Below are 18,445 nucleotides of genomic sequence, written 5' to 3'. Positions count from 1 at the left end.
GAAGCACCGCGGCCCCTGGAGATTTCTCGGGAGTTTCGCGTCAGCATGGCCCTGTCCGCCAGCCTTCATCTGCGCCAGTCCCAGTCCCTGGTGATGACGCCACAGCTCATGCAGTCGATCCAGCTGCTGCAGATGACGCATCTTGAGCTCAACCAGTTCATCGCCCAGGAAGTCGAAAAGAACCCGCTGCTCGAATTTCAGGCAAATGACGATCAGGTCGCCCCGGAGCAGGGCGAGATGGCCGGCGGAGACGAGAGTGGCGGAAGCGACGACGGCGGCCAGGCGGATCTCTATGACAGCGCCACGTCGCAAAGCGGCGAGCGGCTCGACGACCAGCTCGATGCCGATTTCGCCAATGTCTTCCAGGACGACACCACGCCGCAACGCGCCGATGCGCCGGAACTGCTTGGCCAGTGGAAATCGATGCCCGGCAGCGGCGAGGGCGAAGATTACGACCTCGACGATTTCGTCGCCGGCCGCAAGAGCCTGCGCGAAACGCTCCTGGAGCAATTGCCCTTCGCGCTGCCGGTTCCTTCCGATCGACTGATCGCGCAGCATCTCATCGACCAACTCGACGACGCCGGCTACCTGCAGGCGGACCTCGGCGAGGTTGGCGAACGGCTGGGTGCCGCCCATGCCGATGTCCTCAGGGTGCTGCTGACGCTGCAGCAGTTCGATCCGCCCGGTGTATTTGCCCGCTCGCTCGGCGAGTGTCTCGCCATCCAGCTGCGCGCCCGCGACCGGCTCGATCCGGCAATGGAGGCGCTGCTTGCCAATCTCGAACTCCTGGCGCGGCGTGATTTCGCGACGCTGAAGAAGATCTGCGGCGTCGACGAGGAAGACCTGATCGACATGCTGGCGGAAATCCGCAAGCTCGACCCGAAGCCCGGCACCAGCTTCGAGACCAGCGTCAGCGAGGCGATCGTGCCCGATATCGTCGTGCGGGCAGCGCCCGACGGCTCATGGATGGTCGAACTCAATCCGGATGCGCTGCCGCGCGTTCTAGTCAATCAGGACTACTTCGCTTCGGTGTCACGCGGCACGCAGAAAAACAGCGCCGACCAGGCCTTCCTCAACGAATGCCTGCAAAATGCCAACTGGCTGACGCGCAGCCTCGACCAGCGCGCCCGCACGATCATGAAGGTCGCCACCGAGATCGTGCGCCAGCAGGACGCATTCCTCGTCAACGGCATCGGGCACCTCAGGCCGCTGAACCTCAAGACCGTCGCCGACGCCATCAAGATGCATGAATCGACCGTCAGCCGCGTAACCTCGAACAAGTACATGCTGACGCCGCGCGGGCTGTTTGAGCTCAAGTATTTCTTCACCGTCTCGATCGGCTCGGCCGAGGGTGGCGACAGCCATTCGGCGGAATCCGTGCGCCACAAGATCCGCACGCTGATCCACGAGGAGAGCACCGAGGCGGTGCTTTCTGACGACGACATCGTCGACGTCCTCAAGAAGGCCGGCATCGATATCGCGCGGCGCACGGTCGCCAAATACCGGGAAGCGATGAATATCCCCTCCTCCGTGCAGCGCCGGCGGGAGAAGCGCGCGCTCGCCAAGGCCGCCGGTTTCTGAGCACCGGAAGTTAAGGCGCATTAACTTTTTTGCGACCTTCGATTGACTCTCTCCGACACAGACGATATGAGCCCGCCGCAATTGCCGGGGACTGCTCACCCCGGAAGCCTCCGGTGCGACCGGTGGCTGCGACAGAGGCGCGCTCGCAAGTCTGAAAGGCTTGGATGACGGGACCGCTTGGAATAGACTGGCTGCGCAAATCACGAACGAGAGAGGAAACTCCATGAGTGTGCGTGTATCCGGTAAACAGATGGAAATCGGCGATTCGTTCCGCGCCCGCATTGGCGAGCAGATCGAGCAGGCCGTTACCAAATATTTCGACGGAGGATATTCAAGCCAGGTCACTGTGGAAAAATCCGGGCCGCGCTTCAGCGCCGACTGCAAGCTTCATCTCGATACGGGCGTGGTAATGCAGGCGAACGGCCAGGCGAACGATCCACAGGCTGCGTTTGACGCGGCGTCGGATCGCATCGAAAAGCGTCTGCGTCGCTACAAGCGCAAGCTGAAGGATCACCACAACGGCAACGGACAGAACGCTGCCGAGGTGGCTTACACAGTGATGGATTCGGTGCCGTTCGAGGACGACGAAGTTCCCGAGGATTATGCGCCGACCATCGTGGCTGAGAGCTCGAAACAATTAAGGACGATGTCTGTCGCAAGCGCCGTGATGGCGCTCGACATGACGGACGAACCCGTCCTGATGTTCCGCACTCCCGGCAAGGCCGAACTGAATATCGTCTACAGGCGCAACGATGGAAATATTGGCTGGATCGATGCTGCCAATATCAAAGCATGAGCGAAAAAAGAGGGATGCCGGCGTGCCGGCGTCCCTCTCCCGCAACTCAGCGGCCAGGCCGGAAATGTGACTTTTCTGTGCATGGGATCCGCCATGACAAAGATGGTTAGAGCCATTGCGACGCATTTGTGATGATGTTGTCCGGCTCTAACCGGCGAACGAGGACAAAAGAATGGCATTGGCAGGTCTACTGCATCAAAATGCGATCATCCCGGCCATGAGGGCCAACTCGAAAAAACAGCTCCTTCAGGAATTGGCGGCAAAAGCTTCTAAGATCACCGGGGTTCCCGAGCGTGAAATCTTCGACGTGATCCTGCAGCGCGAGCGCCTTGGTTCCACCGGCGTCGGCAACGGCATCGCCATTCCGCACGGCAAGCTCAACAATCTCCCCTCGATCATCGGCATTTTCGCGCGTCTCGACACGCCCGTCGATTTCGAGGCGCTCGACGACCAGCCGGTCGATCTCGTATTCCTGCTGCTCGCTCCGGAAGGCGCCGGCGCGGACCACCTCAAAGCCCTGTCGCGTATCGCCCGCGTGCTTCGCGACCAGGACATGGTCGCCAAGATCCGCTCGAGCGATTCCGCCAGCGCGATCTACACGCTGCTCGACGACGACGCGACCTCGCACGCGGCCTGAGCTTGAACAACGGGGCGCATCCGGCAGGATGCGCACAGTCCGCCCGAAGCCTGCTTCAGTAGAGCTGACGCCCGTTCAAATGATCAATGAAAATCCGGAACAGGGCACCCTGGCTCGAAATGCCGAGCCGGCGATAGATGTTCTTGCGGTGGATGCGAACCGTGCCCTCGGCAATGTTCATCACCTTGCCGATCGACAGGTTGCTGTGGCCCCTAAGGATGAGGCGCACGATGTTGCGCTGCTGCTTGGTCAGCCGATCTGAACACAGGCTTTCGAACGCCGCCTCCATCGCATCGTCGCCCTCCTCGGAGGGCGACGGCGCAATCGTCTGGCCCTGCTGGCGCCAGTTCGACCTGATGGCCTCGCGCACGATCGGCTCGTAGACGCGCAGCCTGGCCAGCTCCGTCTCGCTGAAAGGCTCGCCGCCGCGGCCGCGCATCAACGAGTAGGTCGCCTGCAGGCCACCATCGAGCGGGATGACGAAGCCCACCTCCTCGACGAGAACGCCGGATTCCATCGACACGCAGGGATGCACTTCCGCCGACGACGAGAAGTCGGACAGGAAGAACTGGTCCGGCGCAAGCTCGCGCATTCGCCAGAGCCCTGCCGGCTGGCCGGCACAACAGGCGACGTAAAAGGGATCGAGCAGGTAGGCGCCGCCGAGATAGGCGGAAAGCGCACTTGCCGACACCTTGGCCGTATAGCCGTCATGCAGGACGATCGGCCTTGCATCGTAAGGATAGGCAAACGCGACCGAGAGATCGAAGCCGGTGACCGATCGGAGCATCCGATCGAGCGCTCGGCCGAAATCTTCCGTGCCGATCAGGCCGATCATCGCCGAGATATCGACGGACTCGCTTGCGAGCATTCCCTTGTCATCCCCCAACCCTACGTATCCCCCATGGGATATCGACAGCCCCTCACTCGTCAACAATAATTCCAGGAGAGTGAGAAACCGGATCCGTCGCGGGTCGTCATCGGCGACCGCTGCGAAGGATGCGCCAAGGGGAGGATTAAGATGGCAGGCAGGCTTTCAGGCAAAGTGGCGCTGATCAGCGGTGGCGCGGGAGGCTGCGGTCTTGCCGCATCCGAGCTGTTCGCGCGCGAAGGCGCCAAGGTCGGCATCGTCGATCTGCCGCGCAGCAAAGGCGAAGAGGTGGCCGCCTCGATCCGCGCCAACGGCGGCGAGGCGATTTTTGCCCCGGCCGACGTCTCGGTGTCGGCCGAGGTGACGTCCGCCGTCAAGGCGGTTGAAGCGGCCTTCGGCGCCATCATCGTGCTCTTCAACCACGCCGGCATCCTCGCCGTCGGTCCCTTCCTCGAAACGGAGGAGGACGAGTGGGACCGGCTGATGGCGGTCAATGTGCGCAGCATGTTCCTGATGACCAAGGCGGTACTGCCAGGCATGCTTGCGGCCGGCGGCGGCAGCATTGTCTGCACCTCGTCGATTTCGGCCGTGGCCGCAACGCCGATGGAGGTGCTCTATGACACCACCAAGGGCGCCTGCCACATGTTCGCCCGCGCCATCGCCGTGGAATTCCGCGACCGCGGAATCCGCTGCAACGCAGTCTGCCCGGGCTTCATCGCCACCGACCACGGCAAGCGCGAGCTCGTCGGGCTCAGCAAATACGGCGTTGACGTTTCGGAAGCGGCGATCGCCGCGCAGCAAGGCCGCATGTGCGATCCGAAGGAAGTGGCGAACGCGGCATTGTTTCTGGCGAGTGACGAGGCGAGCTTCATCAACGGCACGCATCTGTTCGTCGACAATTGCTTCACCGCGGTTTGAGGGAGGGGAAAATGCTTCAGGCAGGTGGCCACTGGCGCAACTGGGTCGGTAACCAATCATGCATCGTGCGCCATCGCGGCGCGCCGGAGAGTGAGGCGGCACTTGCCGAAATGGTGCGCGAGGCAACCGCGCAAGGGCTGAACGTTCGCTGCGCCGGTTCCGGACATTCCTTCACGCCAGTGGCGCTTACCAGCGGGCTACAGCTGACACTCTCGAGCATGCAGGGCGTCGTCAACATCGACAGCACCCGCAAGCGCGTGGCGGTCAAGGCCGGCACCACTATCAACCAGCTCGGCAAGGTGCTGAAGGAGAACGGCCTGTCGCTGATCAACCAGGGCGATATCGACAGCCAGGCGCTAGCCGGCGCGCTGACGACCGGCACACATGGCACCGGCGCCAGGCTCGGCAACATGGCCTCGCAGATCGTCGGCATGCGGCTGGTGCAGCCCGACGGCAGCATCCTCGTGGTCGACGAGACCACGCCGGATCTGCTTGAGGCGGCACGCGTCTCGGTCGGCATGCTCGGCGTGATCTCGGAGATCACATTACAGGCGATGGAAAGCTACAATCTCCATGAAAAGCTCTGGCGCTGCACCTTCGACGAAATGATCGAACAGCACGACGAGCTTGCCGCCAAGCACCGCCATTTCGGTTTCTTCTGGTGCCCGGTTCCGGAGAGCCGCCACTGCTACTGCCTGCCGGACACGGCCTCGGTGTCGACCACGGACAAGACCTCCGACGTCTGCGAGATGAAGGTGATCGACATCACCGAGGAAGCGCCGATGGAGCGCGGGTTCGAGAAGATCGCCTATTCCTCGGAGATCTACCCGATCGAATACGTGCCGAACTTCCACGAGCTCGAATATGCAGTGCCCGTCGCCCACGGCAAGGAAGCGGTAAAGGCGGTGCGTAAGCTGATGCTGGAAAAGCACCCGACCTGCATCTACCCGATCGAGTATCGCTTCACCGCCGGCGATACCGGCTGGATCAGCCCCTTCTTCGAGCAGGATTCGATCACGCTTTCGGTCTCGGGCGAACCGGGCACCGACTATTGGGAATATCTGAAGGACGTGGACACGATCCTCAGGCAGTACGGTTCGCGGCCGCACTGGGGCAAGCTGCATTTCCTCGGCGCCGAGGATGTGACGGCACTCTACCCCCGAGCGGGCGATTTCCGGGCACTGAGGGCCAAGGTCGATCCCGAGGGACGTTTCCTCAACGATCACCTGCAGCAACTGTTCGGATAGCGCCGGCGAACGAACGCACACCGCTACGCTTAGCCCAAACAAGAACGCCGCGCGAAGTTCGCGCGGCGTTCTTGTTGAATTCTGATCGGCAGGATCAGGCGGTCGGCGCGTCGCCGTTTTCGCCAGCGACGACCTTGGGGCCGCCCTTGGAAACGCCGACCATGGCCGGGCGCAGGACGCGGTCGCCGATGGTGTAGCCGGCCTGGACGACCTGCAGCACCGTGTTGTTCGGCACATCCGCATTCGGGATTTCGAACATCGCCTGGTGGAAGTTCGGGTCGAACTTCTGGCCTTCCGGCTCCAGCTTCTTGACGCCGTGGCGCTCAAGCGCCGAGAGCATCGAGCGCTCGGTCATCTCCACGCCTTCGATCAGCGTGTTGAGACCGGCCTCACCGGCTTCCTTGGCTTCCGCCGGAATGGCATCGAGCGCGCGGCGCAGGTTGTCGGATACCGCCAGCATGTCGCGGGCAAAGCCAGCGACGGAGTAGGACTTGGCATCCTTGACGTCGCGTTCGGTGCGACGGCGCAGGTTGTCCATTTCGGCGGCAAGCCGAAGGTACTTGTCGCGCAGCTCGGCGCTTTCTGCCCGTGCGAGTTCCAACGGATCGGGCTCGGCAACGGCTGCTGCCTCGGCAGCGTCCGGTGCGGCGTCGAATACCTCGTCGGTGGCCTCGGGTCCGTGCTTGTTCGTATCGTCGGTCATGACGTTCTCCGCAGTGTCGTCTGTATTGTCCTTCGCATTTCCACGCCGCAAGCGCGAGCCTGCGTTTCAGCAAAAATGCTTGGGGACTGGATTTGAAGCCGATATCGAGGTTTGGGGCCGAAAAATCAAGGGTTCAATCGCGCTCCTACAGCGCCGCGCGTCCTATCAGACGCGCGAAGGTCGCTGTAGCACTTTGATTTGCTGCATGTCTTTGTCCTTCATCGAGATCGATCAATGAGACATGCAGCGACTAAAAGCGCCCTTAGCGCGAAAGCCGCGACATCAGCTGCGCGGTATAATCGACCATCGGAACGATGCGCGAGTAGTTGAGCCGCGTCGGCCCGATGACGCCGACGGCGCCGACGATGCGGTCCTCGCCATCGCGATAGGGCGCGACGATCAACGACGAGCCGGAAAGCGAAAACAGCTTGTTTTCCGAGCCTATGAATATCCGCACCCCAGGGCCGCTTTCGGCGAGATCGAGCAGCTCGATCATGCTGTCCTTCTTTTCGAGATCGTCGAACAGCATTCTGAGCCGGTCGATGTCCTCGGCACCCTCGAGGCCTTCGAGCAGGTTGGCGCGGCCGCGCACGATCAGGCGCGCCGGCTTCTCGTCGCCCTCGTTGCCCGACCAGATGGCAAGACCGCGCTCGACAAGATCCTGCGACAGCGCGTCGAGCTCGCCGCGCACCGTCAATTTCACCTTTTCGAGCTGCGCCCGCACCTCGGCGATCGTCTGTCCGGCGAGATGGGCGTTGAGGAAGTTCGCCGCTTCCGTGAGCTGCGAACTGGTGACGCCGGCCGGGAGCTCGATGATGCGATTTTCCACCTGGTCATGTTCGCCGACGAGCACGGCCAGCGCCTTGGTCGGCGCCAGGCGGATGAACTCGACATGCTTCAGCACCGGATCGGCCTTGGCGGTGATGACGAGACCCGCGCCCCGCGACATGCCCGACAGCATCTGGCTCGCTTCGGTCAAAAGCGTATCGACCGGCTGGGTATGGTCGTCGCGCCGCACATGGCGATCGATCGAGGCGCGATCTTCGGGAGAGAGGTTGCCGACCTGCATGAAGGCGTCGACGAAGAAGCGCAGGCCCGTCTGGGTCGGCAGGCGACCGGCACTGACATGCGGCGAATAGATGAGACCGAGATCTTCGAGATCGCTCATAACGTTGCGCACGGAGGCAGGCGACAGCGCCATTGGCAAAAGCCGCGACAGGTTGCGCGAGCCGAGCGGCTCGCCGCTCGTCAGATAGGTCTCCACGATGCGACGGAAGATTTCGCCCGAGCGCTCGTCGAGCGCCGCGGCGATTTCCTTTGCTCCGGGATTGCGCAGTACCATGTCACTCCACATATGCAGGCACATCCTGCCGTGGCCGGAATATAGTGTCCCTGCGGTCCGTTGGCAAAAGGGAAAAAACGGTCGAATGTCCGGCTTTCCACCGGATCCCTTTACCTCTGCCATGCTCTGCAGCGCCGCGCATCCTTGGACGCGCCAAAGGTCGCTGCAGCACCTTAAACTGCTGCATAATTTTGTCCCTAAATCGATTTCGATTTAGGGAATTATGCAGTAGAAGGCTCACGAGATACGATAGGAGTTGACGATGCGGCCATCCGGCAGAAAAACCGATCAAATGCGCAAGGTTTCTTTCGAGCGCAATTTTTCCAAGCATGCGGAAGGCTCCTGTCTGGTGCGGTTCGGCGACACGCATGTGCTGTGCACCGCAAGCCTTGAGGAAAAGGTTCCGGCCTGGCTGCGCAATGGCGGCAAGGGCTGGGTGACGGCGGAATACGGCATGCTGCCGCGCGCCACCGGCGAGCGCATGCGGCGCGAGGCAGCCAGCGGCAAGCAGAGCGGTCGCACCCAGGAAATCCAGCGGCTGATCGGCCGGTCGCTGCGCGCCGTGGTCGATCTGCCGGCGCTCGGCGAACGCCAGATCTCGATCGACTGCGACGTCATCCAGGCCGATGGCGGCACGCGCACTGCCTCGATCACCGGCGCCTGGATCGCGCTCCACGACTGCCTGAAGTGGATGGAAGCCCGCAACATGGTCAAGGTCGAGAAGGTCCTGAAGGATCATGTCGCGGCCATTTCCTGCGGCATCTTCGCCAACCAATCGGTGATCGATCTCGATTACCTCGAAGATTCCGCTGCCGAGACCGACGCCAACTTCGTTATGACCGGCTCCGGCGGCATCGTCGAGATCCAGGGCACGGCCGAAGGCAAGCCGTTCTCGGAAGAGGAATTCGCGAGCCTGATGGGCCTTGCCAAGACGGGCATTGCCGAACTGGTCGCGCTGCAGAAGCAGGCGATCGCCGGCTGAGGAAGGAACGTCAAGATGGCCCCGGCGCTGGAAGGCATTCTCGAGACCGCCCTTTACATGGGTGATCTCGATGCCGCCGAGGCCTTCTACGGTGGCATTCTCGGGCTCGCAAAGATCACGCGTGCCGGCAACCGCCACGTCTTCTATCGCTGCGGACCGGGCGTGCTTTTGATTTTCAATCCGGCCGAAACGCTGAAGCCGCCGATCCCGCACGGCACGAGCGGCCAGGGCCACATGTGCTTCCGGGTTTCCGCCGCAGCGCTGGACGCCTGGAAGGCGAAACTGGAAGCGGCGGGCATCGCGATCGAAGCGGACACCCGCTGGCCGAACGGGGCGCGGTCCTTCTATTTCCGCGACCCGGCCGGCAACAGCCTTGAATGTGCGGAACCGGGCCTCTGGTCCATCGACTGAACACGAAACGGAACACCATGCGCAAACTCGACAACAAGACGCTGATCGTCGCCAGCCACAACGCCGGCAAGATCCGCGAAATCCGCGACCTGATCGGCCCGCTCGGTTTCGAGGCGAAGTCGGCGGCCGACCTCAACTTCATCGAGCCCGACGAGACCGGCACGACGTTTGAGGAGAACGCCACGATCAAGGCGCTCGCCTCGGCCAAGGCCTCCGGCCTGCCGGCACTTTCGGACGATTCTGGTCTCGCGATCGACGCGCTCGATGGAGCGCCCGGCGTCTATACGGCCAACTGGGCCGAGCGCGAAGATGGCAGCCGCGACTTCGCCATGGCCATGCAGAAGGTCGAAGATGCGCTGCAGGAGAAAGGCGCCAAAACGCCTTCCGAGCGCACCGCCCGTTTCGTCTCGGTTCTTTGCCTTGCCTGGCCGGACGGTCATGTCGAGCTTTTCCGCGGCGAGGTCGAAGGCTTCGTCGTCTGGCCGCCGCGCGGCGGCCAGGGCTTCGGCTATGATCCGGTGTTCCAGCCCAAGGGCTACGAGACCACCTTCGGCGAGATGAGCGCCGACGAGAAACACGGCTGGAAGCCGGGTGACGAAGAGGCTCTGTCGCACCGCGCCCGCGCCTTCAAGATCTTTGCCGAGACCTGCCTCGGAGCCTGATCTGAGCGGGATGAGGAAAAGTGCGTGCGGTTTCCGCCCGCATCCCGCTCTCTACTGAAAGTGACCATGAGAGACGCAATAATGCAAACTGCCACGCTATCGGCGATCGGTGACGGCATGGACCCCGGTTTCGGGGTCTACGTGCATTGGCCGTTCTGCGCGGCCAAGTGCCCCTATTGCGACTTCAACAGCCATGTGCGCCACCAGCCGGTGGACCAGCCGCGTTTCGTTGCAGCTTTCCTTAAGGAAATGGAAGAGGTGCGCGAGCTCTCCGGCCCGCGCACGGTCACCAGCGTGTTCATGGGCGGCGGCACGCCGTCCTTGATGGAGCCGTCGACGGTCGATGCCATCCTCCAAGGCATCGCTCGCCATTGGCATGTGCCCGACGGCATCGAAATCACCATGGAGGCGAACCCGTCGAGCGTCGAAGCGACGCGTTTCCACGGCTACCGCGCTGCCGGTGTCAATCGCGTCTCGCTCGGCGTCCAGGCGCTGAACGACCGCGATCTGAAGTTCCTCGGACGGCTGCACAATGTCGAGGACGCGCTGAAGGCGATCCGGCTGGCGCGCGAGATCTTCCCGCGCATGTCCTTCGACCTGATCTATGCCCGTCCGAACCAGACGGTCGAAGAATGGGAGCGTGAGCTGAAGGAAGCCGTCTCCTACGCGGTCGACCATCTGTCGCTCTACCAGCTGACGATCGAGGAAGGCACGCCCTTTTACGGCCTGCACAAGGCCGGCAAGCTGATCGTGCCTGATGGCGAGCAGTCGGCAGTGCTTTACGAGGCGACGCAGGACATTACCGCCGCCATCGGCATGCCGGCCTACGAGGTTTCAAACCACGCCCGCCCGGGTGCCGAGAGCCGGCACAACCTCACCTATTGGCGCTACGGCGACTATGCCGGCATCGGCCCGGGCGCCCACGGGCGCCTGGGCATCGGCAATGGCAAGATCGCTACCTCTACGGAGCGCAAGCCGGAGGAATGGCTGCGGCTCGTCGAGACCCATGGTCACGGCATGATCGAGCGGGAATCCCTCGATCTCGAAGCACAGTCCGACGAGTTGTTGCTGATGGGTCTGCGCCTCAAGGAAGGCGTCGACTTGGCGCGATGGCAGACGCTTTCCGGCCGCGACCCGGACCCGGAGCGCGAGCAGTTCCTGATCGATCACGGCTTCATCGAGCGGCTGGGCAATTCGCGCCTGCGCTGCACGCCGGCCGGCATGCTGATCCTCGACGCCGTGGTCGCTGATCTCGCCTGCCCCTGAGGGCAGGCGGTCTTCGCCGGCTACAGACTCAATCGAACGTTTCACCTGACAGCGGCGTGGCCTGCATCGACGGCCGGCCTTCGAATGCATCGAACCAGCGGGTCAGCCTCGGACGGTTGCGAAACGACGGCAGGTTGCGAAACGCCATCCAGGACAGTGCCGTCGCCAGCGCGATCTGCCCGATATCCACGTCTTCCTCGGGCGATAACGTCTGCTCCAGCCAATCGTAGGTCGCCTCGATCTTTTCTTCGTAGCCCTTGGCGAGTTCCGGATAGCGCAGATGTTCGGGGCGCCTCTCCCACTCCCAGCGCAGGCCGATCCCGGTCTGGGCAAGAACCTGCGCCACCGACTGCATGCGCAGCGCCCGCCATCGAGGTTCGCCGACCTCGGGAATCCGCTTGCGTCCCTCATGCAGCGTATCGAGATAGGCGCAGATGACATCGCTGTCGAAGATCGGCTCTTCGCCCTCACGCAACAGCACCGGAACCTTGCCGAGCGGGTTTTCGGCATAGACCTCGTCGTTGCGCCGCGTTGGGCTCGTCTCGTGGTGGATGACTTTCAGCCGGTCGGCAAGGCCGATCTCGTGAGCAAAGACAAGCGCCTTGCGGGCGAAGGGAGAGTGGGTTTGATAGTAGAGGATCATGGCTGCCTCGCGGGATCTGGCGTGAATTCCTGTTCCCGTGAAGAGATATTGCATCGCGGCCGATAAAGGCGCTCTGTTTCTTCGGCCACGATGCAAGTTTGTTTCGTCTAGGCGGCTTTCATCGGATCGCCCCTCAGCCGGTTGAGCTCGATGCCCCTAGCCACCAGCCGGGCGACCTGAGCGTCGTCCACGTCATCGGTGGTGCGCAGGCGAATATAGGCCATGTCGCCCTTGCCGCCGCCCTTCTCCAGGCGTGCGTCGAGATCGAGCATCTCGGCGCCGCGCCAGAAACCGAAGGTCACGTAATCCTTTGCCCCCTTGAGCAGACAGACCGCGCCGCCGGCCTCATAGATGGGATGGCCCCATTTGACGGCGTCATTGAGCGTGCCTGTGGCCAGGAGGGCACCATGCAGGCGCTTCGCCACGTCGGCCGGGACACCGGAGAGGCCGGCAATGTAGTCGTTGACTGTTTTGGTCATGGTCGTCTTTCGAGCGCTCCGTTTCTGTCAGTTGCTGAAGGGAATGAGGGCGCGCAGCCGCGGATCCCGAAGCCAGAGGCCGCCCCAGGCGATCACGCCGAGATAGAAGCCGAAAAGCAGATGGGTGAAGAGCGGGCTGCCGGCCCGCAGATGCGTCGCCATCGCCCCGCCGAGATAGCCGGTGAGCAGAATGGCGCCGAGGATCGAGGTGCGCGGGATCACATAGAGCACCGTGCACAACAATGTGAGAATGCCGAGCAGCCGCGCCAGACCCTGGTCGGCGGAATAGCCGAGCGCGACCATGGTTTCGGTGACGACAGCTAGCGGCACAAGCTTGATGACGGCATCGAAAATCAGGAAGGCGACTAGCACGCCGCTGAGGAAGCGGCCGAGGATGATCGACTTTGCCCTTGGGGCGGGCATAACGAGGCTGGTGGTCACTGATTTCTCTCCTTGGATTTCGTTCTCGGTCCAAGGACGAAAGCGCATGAGGGATCCCGACAGGCACCGTCAGATTTTTCTTTCGGAGATCTCGATACCAGGCGTTTCATCGAGCTTGTCGAGCTGCATGCGGATGTAAGCGCATTCGGCCGCGTTGGTCGCAAGCGCAATCGCATGGTCGAAGGCCACACGCGCCTCGCGGACCTTGCCGAGCTGCTTCAGGAGATGGCCGCTCAAGCCATGGAAATAGAAATAGCCGGAGAGCTTTTCCGCCAAGGGCGCGATCATCGCCAGCGCGGCTTCCGGCCCCTGACGCTTCGAAACCGCCACTGCGCGATTGAGCGTGATCACCGGAGAGGGCTGCAGCCGCTCGAGCGCCTGGTAGAGCAGGTCGATCTGCGCCCAGTCGGTCTCATCCGCACGCTCGGCGCGGGCATGCAGCGCCGCGATCGCCGCCTGGATCTGGTAGGCGCCCGGTTGGCGGTACTGCATCGCCCTGTCGATCAGCGCCAAGGCCTCGTCGATCAGCGAGCGGTCCCACAGGCTGCGGTCCTGGTCATCAAGCAGGATGACGGCGCCATCGGCGTCGAAGCGGGCGCGCGCCCGCGAATGCTGGATCATCATGAGCGCCGTCAGCCCCTTGATCTCCGGCTCGGCTGGGAAAAGCTGAAGCAGCAGGCGTCCGAGCCGGATCGCCTCCTGGCACAGGTCGGCCGAGACGCTTTCCGGGCCGTTCATCGCCGAATAGCCCTCGTTGAAGACGAGGTAGATCATCGTGGCGACGGCGGCGAGCCGATCTGACCGGTCGGCCGCATCCGGGGTCTCGAAGGCAAGGCCGGCGGCCGCGACACGCGACTTGGCCCGCGTGATCCGCTGTTCCATCGCCGCCTCGCTGACGAGGAAGGCGCGGGCGATCTGCTTGACAGAAAGGCCCGAGACGATGCGCAGCGCCAGCGCGATCTGCTGCGTTGCCGGCAGCGCCGGATTGCTGCAGACGAACAGCAGGCGAAGAATGTCGTCGCGATAGTGGGAGCCGTCGAGCTGGTCGGCGAGCGCGCCCTCCTGATCCTCGAGGTCGGAAAGAATTTCCTCCGGCGGCAGCGCCGTTTCGCGGGACTGGCGGCGCACCTTGTCGATGCCGCTGTTGCGGCCGACGAAGATCAGCCAGGCGGCGGGGTCGCGCGGCGGGCCGCTCTTCGGCCAGGTCTTCAAAGCCCGGATACAGGCCTCCTGAAACGCTTCTTCGGCAGTGTCGAGGTTGCGGAAATAGCGCAACAGCGCGCCCACGGCCTGCGGCCGGGCCGAAACGAGAGCGAGGTCTATCCAGGCTGTGTCTGTCATGAAGCAAGCTCACTGGGTTTGTAGATGGCAAGAGGACGGATTTCATAGGAGCCGGCGGCCGGATTGGCAGAACTCAGATCACGGGCGAACTCGAGCGCATCATCGAGAGACGCACAGTCGATGACATAGAAACCGAGCAGTTGCTCTTTCGTTTCGGCAAACGGGCCATCGATTACGATCGTCTCGCTGTGACTGTGCCGGAGCGTCGTCGCCGCCGTCGTCGGCATCAAGCGCGCCACCGGCCCAAGCCGGCCTGCCTCCGCATATTTGCTCTGTACGGCCAACAGATCATGCATGACTTTTTCGTCCTGCTCCTTGGTCCAGGCGTTCGTGACATCTTCTTGATTGTAGCAAAACACGGCGTAAAGCATCGGAACTCCAGCTCCTGAAACAAAGACGGTGGCGGCAAGCAATAGCCGACAACCCGGATGAAAAAAACAGGGCCGGTGGTGCTTTCGCCCACCGGCCCGCAATGCGTGCAAATCAGAAATGCTCAAGCGTTGTCGCGGCACTCTAACTTGGTGTCGATGGCCGGTCGAGAAAAGAGGCGCAGAAGCCGCCCGTCGATCGCCGCCAGACCGGCCGCGATCAAGGTCATGCCCAGGAAGTGCTTGGGTTCCAGCGTTTCGCCGAGGAACAAAGCGCCAAGCAGGATGGCGCTGACCGGGATCAGGAAGGTCACCAGCATCAGGTTTGTGACACCGGCCGTTTCCAGGATGCGGAAGAACAGGACGTAAGCGAGCGCCGTGGAAATCAGCGCGATGCCGACGATCGCCGCCCAGACGTCGAAGCCGGGCATGGGAAGCGTCCAGGGATGATCGATCAGCAGCGACAGCGGGACCAGCATGATGCTTGCGGTCGAGACCTGACCGGTCGCCGTCACGATCGGCACCACGCCCATGCGCTTGAAGCGGCGGGCAAAGACACCGGCGAGCGCATAGGAGAGCGCTGCGCCAAGCACTGCGACCTGGGCAAGCAGGTTCGAACCAAGGCCACCGAGCGCCGCCGGACCAATCATCATCGCGACCCCGAGGAAGCCGACGACGACGCCTGCAAACCGGTTGGCTGTCAGCTTCTCGTCATCGGTCAGGAGATGCGCGACGATCACGCCGAACAGCGGCGTGGTGGCGTTGAGGATCGAGGCAAGGCCGCTTGCGATATGCGTCTGCCCCCAGACGATCAGCGAGAAAGGGATGAGATTGTTGAGCAGCCCCATCCCGAAGAAGGCCAGCCAAACGCGCGGGTCGCGCGGCATCGACAGTCCCATCAGTCGAACGAAGGCGAGCAGCGCGAGCGCCGCGAGACTGACGCGGAGCGCCACGATCGTGACTGGAGGCAACGCCTTGACGGCGACGCCGATGAAGAAGAAGGAGCCGCCCCACAGAATGGAGAGCAGGATCAACATGCCCCATTCCCGGGCGCCCATGACCTTGGCCTGCGTTGCTTGTGTCATTGCCTTAACCCTCGTTTGTTTGTCAGGCTAAACCGTGATGGCATCGACCATCTTGACTTTGTGCCATTATTCTCAGGATATTGAGCTTCGAACAAACGATCATTTCTCGCCGCATGATTGAGTTTGGCTAAACCATGTCGACATACCTTCCTTCGCTTGCCTCGCTTCGCGCCTTCGAGGCCACCGCGCGACATCTAAGCGTTACCAAGGCCGCGCAAGAACTGAACGTGACGCCTGGCGCCGTCAGCCTGCAGGTGCGCGAACTGGAGCAGGCGTTAGCAGTGACGCTGTTTGAGCGCCGGCCGAGACAGTTGGCGCTGACGGAGGACGGCAGCACCTATTTCGCAACGCTCAGGCGCGCGTTCCGAATGATGCGCGAGGCGACCGAGGAACTGACGGCGCGCAAGCGTGCGCCGGTGCTGACGGTCAGCTGCACGCCCACCTTTGCCGCGCAATGGCTGGTGCCGCGCATCGGCGCCTTCGAGTTACAGGTGCCCGGCATCGACGTGCGCATCAGCACCACCAATCGGCTGACCGACTTCAACAGCGATGGGGTCGACATCGCCATCCGTCATGGGCTTGGCCGCTATGACGGTCTTGTGAGCGAACGATTGATCGATGACGACCCGGTGCCGGTCCTTCACCCGGCACTACGCGCCAGGAACCCACTCGACATGCCGGGTGACCTTGCCGCGCATGTGCTCTTGCACGACGTCAATCGTCAGGATTGGAGGCTGTGGCTGGATGCGGCGCGCGCCGACGGGGTGGACGCCGGGCGAGGGCCGGTCTTCGTCAACAGCAACGGCGCGATCGAGGCGGCCAAGGCCGGCGACGGCGTTGCATTGGTGCGCCTGTCGCTGGTCACGCGCGAGCTTGCGGAGGGTGTGCTGGAAGCCCCCTTCCCTGAGGGCGTGATGACCGGGCTTGCCTACCATCTCGTCTACCCGCCGGCCGCACTCGACCGCCCGCCGGTCACGGCCTTTCGCGCCTGGATCATCGAACAGGCACGAGCCGAGCAGGGTGTGGGGAATGCGGCGACCAAGCGTCCGCCGCAGCCGGCACTGAAAGCGGTCCGGTAAAACAAAAGAGCCCGGGCGAACCCGGGCTTTTTTTGCGGCAATGCGCCTCGACTATTCGTTGATCAGGCGCTTCAGCAGCTCGATCTCATGGCTGAGCTTGGTGTCGCCCGAAATCAGCTCCTCGATCTTGCGCACGGCGTGCAGCACGGTCGTGTGGTCGCGTCCGCCGAAGCGACGGCCGATCTCCGGGAAGGAGCGCGGCGTCAGCGTCTTCGACAGATACATCGCGATCTGGCGCGGCTTGACGATGACACGGGTGCGGCGGTTGGAGACGAGCTCCTGGCGCGAGACGTTGTAGTGCTTGGCGACGACCCGCTGGATGTCCTCGATGCGCACGCGGCGGGGTTCGCCGGCGTTGACGAGGTGGCCGAGCAATTCATCGACGCGCTCGAGCGAGAGCTGCGGCTCGAAGGAGCGGCGGAACAGGAGCTGGTTGAAGGCACCTTCCAGTTCGCGGCCGCTGGCGGTCACGTTGCGTGCCACATGGCTCAGGATTTCGCCGGGAATGTCGAGCGAACCGTCGTCCTGACGGGCCGTGTCCAGGCGGCGCTTCAGCATTTCCAGGCGCATGTCGTAGTCCGGGCCGTCCATCTCGATGGCGACGCCGCCCTGGAGACGCGAACGAACGCGGCTGTCGAGCGATTCCAGTTCCCACGGTGCGCGGTCGGCTGCGACGACGACCTGCTTGGCGGAATCGAGCAGCATGTTCAGCAGGTGGCAAAACTCATGCTGGATCGACTTGCCCTGCAGGAACTGCATGTCGTCGATGATCAGGAGATCGATGTTGCGCAGCGACTCCTTCAAGGACAGCGCGTCGTTGTCGCGGATCGCGGTGGCGAAACGCCACATGAAGTATTCGGCCGTCAGGTAGACGACGCGCGGCGCACGCGCGCTCTGCAGCGCCTGGATGGCGATCGCCTGCAGAAGGTGCGTCTTGCCGAGACCGACGCTCGAATGGATGAAGAGCGGGTTGAACCGCACCGCACCGGCGCCGGCTTCCGCAATCGTCCGGGCGGCGGCAAGCGCCACGCGGTTCGAGGAACCCTCGACGAAGTTTTCGAAATTGTAGCGCTGGTCGAGCGGCGAGCCGAAGAGCGGCGCCTGGGTCGGCCTCTGCATGCTTGCGACAGTCGCCGCGGCAACGGTTGCCACCGGCTGGGCTGCGGCCGGACGGCGCGCGGGCTGAGCCGGAGCTGCTTCTGCCGCCTGCGGCAGCGCTTCTTCCTGGGTGGTCGGACGGGCGCCACGGGTTGCCGTGCGCACCAGGATCTCGATCTTCATGATCTCGCCGTCTTCCTGCTGGAAGATCGAGGTGATGAGGTCAAGATAACGGTTGTTGATCCAGGACTTCAGGAACGTGGTCGGCACCGAAAGGCGCACAACGCTCTTGGATACGGAATGGAGCTTCAGACGCCCAAACCAGCTTGCAAAGACATCCGGACCGACTTGAGCTTTGAGACGCGCACTTACCCGCTCGAACAGTGCGTCGTGCCTCATGTCGGTTTTTTCCCCCGCCGCCTGAGATAGATTGCTTCCGGCTTGAAATGCGTCTCCTTCTTTCTGAAGTGCGCCCGCCGTCACCAAATTCATCTGCAT

Annotated in this window: 20 protein-coding genes; 10 read left to right on the top strand and 10 right to left on the bottom strand. The window is 63.0% G+C overall.

The genetic code is table 11. From position 1 onward, the window contains the following. Nucleotides 1-45: 45 nt before the first annotated feature. The 3 genes from rpoN (at nucleotide 46) to ptsN (ending at nucleotide 3,014) form a co-directional block, all read left to right on the top strand. Nucleotides 46-1,581, top strand: coding sequence for an RNA polymerase factor sigma-54 (gene rpoN, locus AC3WVQ_RS00100; protein ID WP_090300950.1), 1,536 nt, complete (start codon nucleotides 46-48; stop codon nucleotides 1,579-1,581). 223 nt (nucleotides 1,582-1,804) lie between these two features. Beyond that, nucleotides 1,805-2,377: a ribosome hibernation-promoting factor, HPF/YfiA family gene (gene hpf, locus AC3WVQ_RS00095; protein ID WP_034797455.1), complete on the top strand. Its 573-nt coding sequence runs from the start codon at nucleotides 1,805-1,807 to the stop codon at nucleotides 2,375-2,377. A 172-nt stretch (nucleotides 2,378-2,549) separates the two neighbouring features. After that, nucleotides 2,550-3,014 (top strand): PTS IIA-like nitrogen regulatory protein PtsN, encoded by a 465-nt coding sequence (gene ptsN / locus AC3WVQ_RS00090; RefSeq protein ID WP_034797457.1) that lies wholly within the window; start codon nucleotides 2,550-2,552, stop codon nucleotides 3,012-3,014. 55 nt (nucleotides 3,015-3,069) lie between these two features. Here ptsN and AC3WVQ_RS00085 read toward each other — a convergent pair whose 3' ends face one another. Further along, nucleotides 3,070-3,882, bottom strand: a complete 813-nt coding sequence (locus AC3WVQ_RS00085; RefSeq protein ID WP_060644091.1) for a helix-turn-helix transcriptional regulator — start codon at nucleotides 3,880-3,882, stop codon at nucleotides 3,070-3,072. Nucleotides 3,883-4,032: 150 nt separating this feature from the next. Between AC3WVQ_RS00085 and AC3WVQ_RS00080 the strand changes: the two genes are divergently transcribed. Together AC3WVQ_RS00080 and AC3WVQ_RS00075 are read left to right on the top strand one after the other, a co-directional pair. Continuing rightward, entirely contained in the window at nucleotides 4,033-4,800 is a 768-nt protein-coding gene (locus AC3WVQ_RS00080) for an SDR family NAD(P)-dependent oxidoreductase (RefSeq protein ID WP_090300952.1), read from the top strand. Nucleotides 4,801-4,811: 11 nt separating this feature from the next. Then, nucleotides 4,812-6,047 (top strand): D-arabinono-1,4-lactone oxidase, encoded by a 1,236-nt coding sequence (locus tag AC3WVQ_RS00075; protein WP_090300954.1) that lies wholly within the window; start codon nucleotides 4,812-4,814, stop codon nucleotides 6,045-6,047. Between the two features lie 94 nt (nucleotides 6,048-6,141). On the opposite strand, the gene grpE is transcribed toward AC3WVQ_RS00075, so the two are convergent. Both grpE and hrcA read right to left on the bottom strand, forming a co-directional pair. Next, on the bottom strand, nucleotides 6,142-6,750 hold the full coding sequence (gene grpE, locus AC3WVQ_RS00070) for a nucleotide exchange factor GrpE (protein WP_034797465.1): 609 nt from the start codon (nucleotides 6,748-6,750) through the stop codon (nucleotides 6,142-6,144). Between the two features lie 262 nt (nucleotides 6,751-7,012). Then, nucleotides 7,013-8,092 carry a heat-inducible transcriptional repressor HrcA gene (hrcA, locus tag AC3WVQ_RS00065; RefSeq protein ID WP_034797467.1) on the bottom strand — a complete coding sequence of 360 codons (1,080 nt, stop codon included), beginning with the start codon at nucleotides 8,090-8,092 and terminating at the stop codon, nucleotides 7,013-7,015. Between the two features lie 262 nt (nucleotides 8,093-8,354). Here hrcA and rph point away from each other — a divergent pair, with 262 nt between their 5' ends. From rph to hemW, 4 genes are all read left to right on the top strand, one after another. Beyond that, the gene (gene rph / locus AC3WVQ_RS00060; protein WP_034797469.1) at nucleotides 8,355-9,074 is read left to right on the top strand and encodes a ribonuclease PH; all 720 of its coding nucleotides are present in this window, start codon (nucleotides 8,355-8,357) and stop codon (nucleotides 9,072-9,074) included. A gap of 15 nt (nucleotides 9,075-9,089) precedes the next feature. Next, complete coding sequence (locus AC3WVQ_RS00055) at nucleotides 9,090-9,485, top strand: VOC family protein (RefSeq protein WP_090300956.1); 396 nt, start codon at nucleotides 9,090-9,092, stop codon at nucleotides 9,483-9,485. A 17-nt stretch (nucleotides 9,486-9,502) separates the two neighbouring features. Beyond that, a complete protein-coding gene (gene rdgB / locus AC3WVQ_RS00050; protein WP_090300958.1) occupies nucleotides 9,503-10,147 on the top strand; it encodes an RdgB/HAM1 family non-canonical purine NTP pyrophosphatase in 645 nt (214 codons plus the stop codon). Between the two features lie 81 nt (nucleotides 10,148-10,228). Beyond that, a complete protein-coding gene (gene hemW / locus AC3WVQ_RS00045) occupies nucleotides 10,229-11,413 on the top strand; it encodes a radical SAM family heme chaperone HemW (RefSeq protein WP_060580654.1) in 1,185 nt (394 codons plus the stop codon). Between the two features lie 28 nt (nucleotides 11,414-11,441). Here hemW and AC3WVQ_RS00040 read toward each other — a convergent pair whose 3' ends face one another. From AC3WVQ_RS00040 to AC3WVQ_RS00015, 6 genes are all read right to left on the bottom strand, one after another. Further along, the gene (locus tag AC3WVQ_RS00040) at nucleotides 11,442-12,056 is read right to left on the bottom strand and encodes a glutathione S-transferase family protein (protein WP_060580653.1); all 615 of its coding nucleotides are present in this window, start codon (nucleotides 12,054-12,056) and stop codon (nucleotides 11,442-11,444) included. Between the two features lie 107 nt (nucleotides 12,057-12,163). Continuing rightward, nucleotides 12,164-12,535: a DUF1801 domain-containing protein gene (locus tag AC3WVQ_RS00035; protein ID WP_090300960.1), complete on the bottom strand. Its 372-nt coding sequence runs from the start codon at nucleotides 12,533-12,535 to the stop codon at nucleotides 12,164-12,166. 27 nt (nucleotides 12,536-12,562) lie between these two features. Further along, nucleotides 12,563-12,958, bottom strand: coding sequence for a DoxX family protein (locus AC3WVQ_RS00030; RefSeq protein WP_176960422.1), 396 nt, complete (start codon nucleotides 12,956-12,958; stop codon nucleotides 12,563-12,565). Nucleotides 12,959-13,045: 87 nt separating this feature from the next. After that, nucleotides 13,046-14,317: an RNA polymerase sigma factor gene (locus AC3WVQ_RS00025; protein ID WP_060608319.1), complete on the bottom strand. Its 1,272-nt coding sequence runs from the start codon at nucleotides 14,315-14,317 to the stop codon at nucleotides 13,046-13,048. Beyond that, nucleotides 14,314-14,688, bottom strand: coding sequence for a YciI family protein (locus AC3WVQ_RS00020; protein WP_034797485.1), 375 nt, complete (start codon nucleotides 14,686-14,688; stop codon nucleotides 14,314-14,316). Before AC3WVQ_RS00020 ends, AC3WVQ_RS00025 begins: the two co-directional genes overlap by 4 nt. A 122-nt stretch (nucleotides 14,689-14,810) precedes the next feature. Continuing rightward, nucleotides 14,811-15,770, bottom strand: coding sequence for a DMT family transporter (locus tag AC3WVQ_RS00015; RefSeq protein ID WP_244546881.1), 960 nt, complete (start codon nucleotides 15,768-15,770; stop codon nucleotides 14,811-14,813). Between the two features lie 134 nt (nucleotides 15,771-15,904). Here AC3WVQ_RS00015 and gcvA point away from each other — a divergent pair, with 134 nt between their 5' ends. Further along, nucleotides 15,905-16,849, top strand: a complete 945-nt coding sequence (gcvA, locus tag AC3WVQ_RS00010) for a transcriptional regulator GcvA (RefSeq protein WP_492382560.1) — start codon at nucleotides 15,905-15,907, stop codon at nucleotides 16,847-16,849. A gap of 51 nt (nucleotides 16,850-16,900) precedes the next feature. On the opposite strand, the gene dnaA is transcribed toward gcvA, so the two are convergent. Next, nucleotides 16,901-18,445: chromosomal replication initiator protein DnaA (dnaA, locus tag AC3WVQ_RS00005; RefSeq protein ID WP_082566377.1), on the bottom strand; the 1,545-nt coding region annotated here is incomplete at its 5' end.

It is taken from the genome of Ensifer sp. EB106-05-01-XG146, assembly GCF_058791875.1.
The sequence above is the reverse complement of the archived record's forward strand: the minus strand, read 5'-3'. Positions and strand labels throughout refer to the sequence as shown.

Excerpts from the sequence above, each read along its gene's own strand:
- gcvA (WP_492382560.1), top strand. The coding sequence starts at position 15,905 with ATGTCGACATACCTTCCTTCGCTTGCCTCGCTTCGCGCCTTCGAGGCC.
- grpE (WP_034797465.1), bottom strand. The coding sequence starts at position 6,750 with ATGACCGACGATACGAACAAGCACGGACCCGAGGCCACCGACGAGGTA.
- rph (WP_034797469.1), top strand. The coding sequence starts at position 8,355 with ATGCGGCCATCCGGCAGAAAAACCGATCAAATGCGCAAGGTTTCTTTC.
- AC3WVQ_RS00015 (WP_244546881.1), bottom strand. The coding sequence starts at position 15,770 with ATGACACAAGCAACGCAGGCCAAGGTCATGGGCGCCCGGGAATGGGGC.
- hpf (WP_034797455.1), top strand. The coding sequence starts at position 1,805 with ATGAGTGTGCGTGTATCCGGTAAACAGATGGAAATCGGCGATTCGTTC.
- rdgB (WP_090300958.1), top strand. The coding sequence starts at position 9,503 with ATGCGCAAACTCGACAACAAGACGCTGATCGTCGCCAGCCACAACGCC.
- AC3WVQ_RS00080 (WP_090300952.1), top strand. The coding sequence starts at position 4,033 with ATGGCAGGCAGGCTTTCAGGCAAAGTGGCGCTGATCAGCGGTGGCGCG.
- AC3WVQ_RS00040 (WP_060580653.1), bottom strand. The coding sequence starts at position 12,056 with ATGATCCTCTACTATCAAACCCACTCTCCCTTCGCCCGCAAGGCGCTT.
- AC3WVQ_RS00030 (WP_176960422.1), bottom strand. The coding sequence starts at position 12,958 with ATGCCCGCCCCAAGGGCAAAGTCGATCATCCTCGGCCGCTTCCTCAGC.
- hemW (WP_060580654.1), top strand. The coding sequence starts at position 10,229 with ATGCAAACTGCCACGCTATCGGCGATCGGTGACGGCATGGACCCCGGT.
- ptsN (WP_034797457.1), top strand. The coding sequence starts at position 2,550 with ATGGCATTGGCAGGTCTACTGCATCAAAATGCGATCATCCCGGCCATG.
- AC3WVQ_RS00085 (WP_060644091.1), bottom strand. The coding sequence starts at position 3,882 with ATGCTCGCAAGCGAGTCCGTCGATATCTCGGCGATGATCGGCCTGATC.
- AC3WVQ_RS00075 (WP_090300954.1), top strand. The coding sequence starts at position 4,812 with ATGCTTCAGGCAGGTGGCCACTGGCGCAACTGGGTCGGTAACCAATCA.
- hrcA (WP_034797467.1), bottom strand. The coding sequence starts at position 8,092 with ATGGTACTGCGCAATCCCGGAGCAAAGGAAATCGCCGCGGCGCTCGAC.
- AC3WVQ_RS00025 (WP_060608319.1), bottom strand. The coding sequence starts at position 14,317 with ATGACAGACACAGCCTGGATAGACCTCGCTCTCGTTTCGGCCCGGCCG.
- AC3WVQ_RS00035 (WP_090300960.1), bottom strand. The coding sequence starts at position 12,535 with ATGACCAAAACAGTCAACGACTACATTGCCGGCCTCTCCGGTGTCCCG.
- rpoN (WP_090300950.1), top strand. The coding sequence starts at position 46 with ATGGCCCTGTCCGCCAGCCTTCATCTGCGCCAGTCCCAGTCCCTGGTG.
- AC3WVQ_RS00020 (WP_034797485.1), bottom strand. The coding sequence starts at position 14,688 with ATGCTTTACGCCGTGTTTTGCTACAATCAAGAAGATGTCACGAACGCC.
- AC3WVQ_RS00055 (WP_090300956.1), top strand. The coding sequence starts at position 9,090 with ATGGCCCCGGCGCTGGAAGGCATTCTCGAGACCGCCCTTTACATGGGT.